Genomic DNA, 5,337 nt, shown 5'->3' on the forward strand with positions numbered 1-5,337 from the left:
GCCTTGATGCCGATGAACGGAATAATCACGCCGCCGAAGCCGTAGATAAAAAGATTGCGAGTCAGAATCGCGGCCGCGCCAACCGGACGATAGCGCACGCCGCGCAGCGCCAGCGGAATCAGCGCGATGATGATCAGCGCATTGAAAATGACCGCCGACAGAATCGCGCTCTGCGGCGTCGCCAGATGCATCACGTTGAGCCGCTGCAATTCGGGATATTCGACGATGAACAGCGCCGGGATGATCGCGAAATACTTGGCGACGTCGTTGGCAATCGAAAAGGTCGTGAGCGCGCCGCGCGTCATCAGCAACTGCTTGCCGATCTCGACAACTTCCATCACCTTGGTCGGATTCGAGTCGAGGTCGATCATATTGCCGGCCTCGCGCGCGGCCTGGGTGCCCGCATTCATCGCGATGCCGACGTCGGCCTGCGCGAGCGCGGGCGCGTCGTTGGTGCCGTCGCCGATCATCGCAACCAGCTTGCCCTGGTTCTGTTCTTCGCGAATCAGGCGCAGCTTGGTTTCGGGAGTGGCCTCAGCCAGGAAATCGTCGACGCCCGACTCCTTGGCGATCGCTGCCGCGGTCAGCGGGTTGTCGCCGGTAATCATGACGGTGCGCAAACCCATCGCACGCAGGCGCTCGAAGCGTTCGTGGATTCCTTCTTTGACCACGTCTTTCAGATAAATCACGCCGAGCGCCTTCGATTCGTCCGCGACCACCAGCGGAGTTCCACCGCTGCGCGCGATGCGCTCGACAATCGCCTTCAAGTCTTCCGGCGGCGTGCCGTGATTTTCACGAACGAAATGCGCGACCTGCTCGGCGGCGCCCTTGCGGATTCGACGCCCACCAATATCGACGCCGCTCATCCGTGTCTGCGCCGAAAAGGGGATGAAGGTCGCGCCGTCGTCGCCGGTGCCGAGATCGCGTTCACGCAGATCGAACTGACGCTTCGCGAGCACGACGATCGATCGTCCTTCAGGAGTCTCGTCGGCGAGCGACGCGAACTGTGCGGCCTCGGCCAGTTCTCGCACGTCCACGCCCTCCACCGGGATGAATTCCGCGGCCATCCTGTTTCCGAGCGTGATAGTTCCGGTCTTATCGAGCAGCAGCGTGTCGACGTCGCCGGCGGCTTCTACTGAACGTCCCGACATCGCGAGCACGTTGTGCTGCACCAGCCGGTCCATCCCGGCGATTCCGATGGCCGAGAGCAATCCGCCGATCGTCGTTGGAATCAGGCATACCAACAGCGATACCAGCACCGGCAACCCCAGCTTCGTGCCGCCATAAAGGCCGAACGGGTAGAGCGTGACGACCACGAGCAGGAAGACGATCGTCAGCCCCGACAGCAGAATGCTGAGCGCGATTTCGTTGGGCGTCTTCTGACGCTGCGCGCCTTCGACCAGCGCGATCATGCGGTCGAGGAACGTCTCGCCGGGGTTGGCGGTGATCTTCACTTTGATCCAGTCGGAGATGACTGTCGTGCCGCCGGTGACGCCGCTGCGATCGCCGCCACTCTCGCGAATGACCGGTGCGGATTCTCCGGTGATAGCAGCTTCATTGACCGCCGCGATGCCCTCGATGATTTCGCCGTCACCGGGGATGACGTCGCCAGCGGCAACCATTACGATGTCGCCGCGTCGTAGCTGCGCGGCCGGCACCAGTTTCGTCTCACCACCGGCCACGATCACTTTGGCCTGGGTTTCAGTGCGGGTCTTGCGCAGATTTTCGGCCTGCGCCTTGCCGCGCCCCTCCGCCATCGCCTCCGCGAAATTTGCGAACAGCACGGTGAACCACAGCCACAATGCGATTTGAAATTCGAATCCCGCCAGCACCATCTTATGAGCCAGCGCGTCGCGAATCAGCGTGAACATTACGAGCACGCTGGTGACCTCGACCACGAACATCACCGGATTCCTGATCATCCGGCGCGGATCGAGCTTGGTGAACGACTCGATCGACGCGCGCGAAACAATTTCGCGATTCCAAAGTGCGGGAGCCTTGCGATCACTCATAGTTGCAACACCAAACCTAGAAAAGTTTCCCGGCAGCCATCAGCAGTTGCTCGACGATCGGTCCGAGTGCGTCGGCGCAGAAAAATGTCAGCGCGCCGACGATCACGATTACGCCTATCAGCAGGAATACGAACGGGACGCCGTCGGTCGGGAACGTCCCGGCACTGGCGGCGGTGGTTTTCTTGGCCGCGACTGATCCGGCAATCGCGAGCGCGGGGATCGCCATCATGAATCTGCCTAGCAGCATCACAAACGCCATCGTCACGTTGTAGAACGGCACGTTGGCGTTCAGGCCGGCGAATGCTGATCCATTGTTCGCACCCGCTTCCGTGAACGCATAAAGGATCTGCGAGAAGCCGTGCGGACCGGGATTTGAAATGCTGGACAGGCCGGCGGGTATGACGGCCCCGATAGCGGCCGGTATCAGAATGACGGCGGGGAAGATTAGTACGTAGAGCATCGCGAGTTTCATTTCGCGCGCTTCGATTTTCTTGCCGAGATATTCAGGCGTCCTCCCGACCATCAATCCTGCGATGAAGACTGCCAGCACCGCCATCACGATGATGCCGTAAAGCCCGGAGCCGACGCCGCCGAAGATTACCTCGCCCAGCTGCATGTTGATCATCGGCACCAGCCCGCCGAGCGGCGTGTAGCTGTCGTGCATCGAGTTGACCGCGCCGCACGAGGTGTCAGTAGTGGCAGTAGCCCACATCGCGGATTCGACGATACCGAAGCGGACTTCCTTGCCCTCCATGTTGCCGCCGCTCTGCGTGGCGGAAGCATGCTGATCGATTCCAATTTTTGCGAACTGCGGATTACCGTGTTGCTCGGCCAAGATTGCGGGTGCCGCGCCCGCTAAAAACAGAATCGCCATCACGGCGAACAGCGCCCACCCCTGCTTGCGATCACCGACCATCTTGCCGAAGGTGTGGGTCAGTCCCGCGCCGATCGAAAAGATCGCCAGCATCTCGAGCAGATTGGTCAGCGGGGTCGGATTCTCATACGGATGCGCCGAGTTGGCATTCATGAAGCCGCCGCCGTTGGTGCCGAGCTCCTTGATGATTTCCTGCGACGCCACCGGCCCCTCCGCGATCGTTTGCGGAGCGCCCTCCAGCGTCTTCGCATTTACGTACGGACTGAAGTTATCCGGCACGCCCTGCCATACGAGAAACAGCGCGAAGATAAGAGAGAGCGGAAGCAGCACCCACAGCGTTGTGCGCGTAAGATCGACCCAGAAATTGCCGATCGTCTTCGCGCTGCGCCGCGCGAATCCGCGAATCACCGCCGCCGCCATCGCGATTCCCGCCGCCGCCGAAAGAAAGTTGTGCGACGTCAGCCCAACCATCTGCGTCAGGTAGCTCAGCGTCTGCTCGCCCGAATATGCCTGCCAGTTGGTGTTGGTCGTAAAGCTTGCTGCCGTATTGAACGCCAGTCCCGGCGGCACTCCAGCCAGCCCTTGCGGATTCAGCGGCAGGTAGTATTGAAGCCGCTGCAGCGCGTACAGAAAGATCATCGAGATAAGGCTGAACGCGAGCATCGATATCGCGTATGGAGCCCAACCGGTCTCCGCATGCGCGTCTATCCCGCAAAGCTTGTAGATCAGTTTCTCGATTGGCGCGAGCACCGGGTCCAGTAAGGTGCGCTCGTTCGAGAACACTCGCGCCATGTAAAGGCCGAGCGGCACGCTGATCGCCGTCACCAGGATGAAGTAGACGGCGAGCTGAACGATAGAATTGAATAGCATGTAGGTTGTTACCGTCCAGTGCCGCTTAGAATCTTTCCGGGCGCAGCATCGTGTAAATCAGGTACACACCTAGCAACACTGCGCACACCCCACCGAGAACAGTTTCAACCGGACTCATAGGTTGTCGCACCCCCGAACGTATTCGATCGCGATCGCGAAGAAGGCGATGCTGGCGAGAATTGAAATCAAATCCCACATAGTTGGTAACTCCGACTAGTAACGCTGTGCTGTCTTTAGCGCAAAAGCTGTTCTGGATGGCTAGGGCTTTCGGGGTGGGCAGGATGGTGACCGTTGGATCCATTCGACCCGTTCAAGTGCAGATGCGCCTCAGTCACCCTGCGCATCGCGGGACACGGGCCAGCGGCAAATGTCGAGGCACGTGCGACTACTTCGTCGCGCGTGAGCGTCGTGCCCTCCTCAGCTACCGGCCGTAGCGCGCCGCGACGCCCGTCGTTAACGACGAAGGACCACTTGCAGCGCACACAATGATAAAGGTATCGATGCGGCTTGAAGAAACCGGGAAGTTTGTCGAGCACTTTTATCGCATACAAGTGCGGCATCATCATTTGCGTCGTCTGTTTCATGCGGATCGCTGGCCTCCGCCGGATTTCTTCCGACAGGGCTAACAGCATCGCGCGTGCCAATGCGCAAATGCCCGTCCCACAAGGCCTTTTGCATCCTTTGCAGATCGGACATTTCAAAATGCATCGTGCTACTCGATGCAAACTTCATCGAAGTGCAATGCTGGAACGCGATTCCGGCGCGGTCAGCCGGCAATGACCTTCGGTTTCTTTGCCGCGAACAGGTAGTTGCGACGGAATAAACTTCGTCCGTGAATCCGAGCCGATACCATCTGATTAGGAGTGTCGCTCGGGTCCGTATTGATGACTACAGAGCTACGGCCTTGCTCGTAGGAGTCCGCCACGACCCGGCATGTCCTAGGATTGCATCATTGCTACTCCTGCTTGACCAGCAACCCCCGCGAGCGCGCTTTCTCGAATATCCAACCGAAGAATAGGATCGCCGCCGTGAAATACACTGCGTTCAAACCGGCGCCCCACCAGAAATGCACCGCCGAAAATCCTTTACCGGCCAGCGCCTGGCGCATCCCTTCAAACGAATGCGCCGTCGGCATCATCCACGCGATGTCCTGCAACCACTTCGGCAGCGACGATACCGGATAAAATATGCACGATACCGGCATCAGCAGACCCGCAAAGCCCCACGCCAGCGCCTGGACTTTTGTGGAATAGCGAAAGACCATTCCGGTGATGGCGATTCCGATAGCGAGCGAGAAGAACAACAGGTTGGCGATGTAGGGAATGAACTTCGGCAGCCACGGCAGAACGTTGAACGACCACGCCGCCCACGCAATCGCCGACGCCGCGCCTAGTCCGACCATCACCTTGAGAATGCACACCACGATAATTCCAGCCATGTATTCCGACAGCATCAACGGCGTCGAGAACAAGTTGATGAGGTTGCGGCACCAAAGATCGTCGATGAACGCGACCGCCATGTCGCGCTGAAATGAATAGAACATGGTCCACAGGATCGCGGCGCCAAGCATCACGCTTATGA

General features: G+C 59.4%; 5 protein-coding genes. All 5 read right to left on the minus strand.

From position 1 onward, the window contains the following. A partial coding sequence (gene kdpB, locus WB650_RS11075; RefSeq protein WP_423960451.1) for a potassium-transporting ATPase subunit KdpB occupies positions 1–2,012 on the minus strand: 2,012 nt, incomplete at its 3' end. Between the two features lie 16 nt (positions 2,013–2,028). Beyond that, positions 2,029–3,756 carry a potassium-transporting ATPase subunit KdpA gene (gene kdpA / locus WB650_RS11080; RefSeq protein WP_422300831.1) on the minus strand — a complete coding sequence of 576 codons (1,728 nt, stop codon included), beginning with the start codon at positions 3,754–3,756 and terminating at the stop codon, positions 2,029–2,031. 25 nt (positions 3,757–3,781) lie between these two features. Next, entirely contained in the window at positions 3,782–4,057 is a 276-nt protein-coding gene (gene kdpF, locus WB650_RS11085) for a K(+)-transporting ATPase subunit F (protein WP_422300832.1), read from the minus strand. Continuing rightward, positions 3,990–4,340, minus strand: coding sequence for a hypothetical protein (locus tag WB650_RS11090; RefSeq protein WP_422300835.1), 351 nt, complete (start codon positions 4,338–4,340; stop codon positions 3,990–3,992). Before WB650_RS11090 ends, kdpF begins: the two co-directional genes overlap by 68 nt. A gap of 371 nt (positions 4,341–4,711) precedes the next feature. After that, a partial coding sequence (locus WB650_RS11095; RefSeq protein WP_423960453.1) for an ABC transporter permease occupies positions 4,712–5,337 on the minus strand: 626 nt, incomplete at its 5' end.

The organism is Binatus sp. (SeqCode) (assembly GCF_049584895.1).
Lineage (GTDB): Bacteria > Desulfobacterota > Binatia > Binatales > Binataceae > Binatus.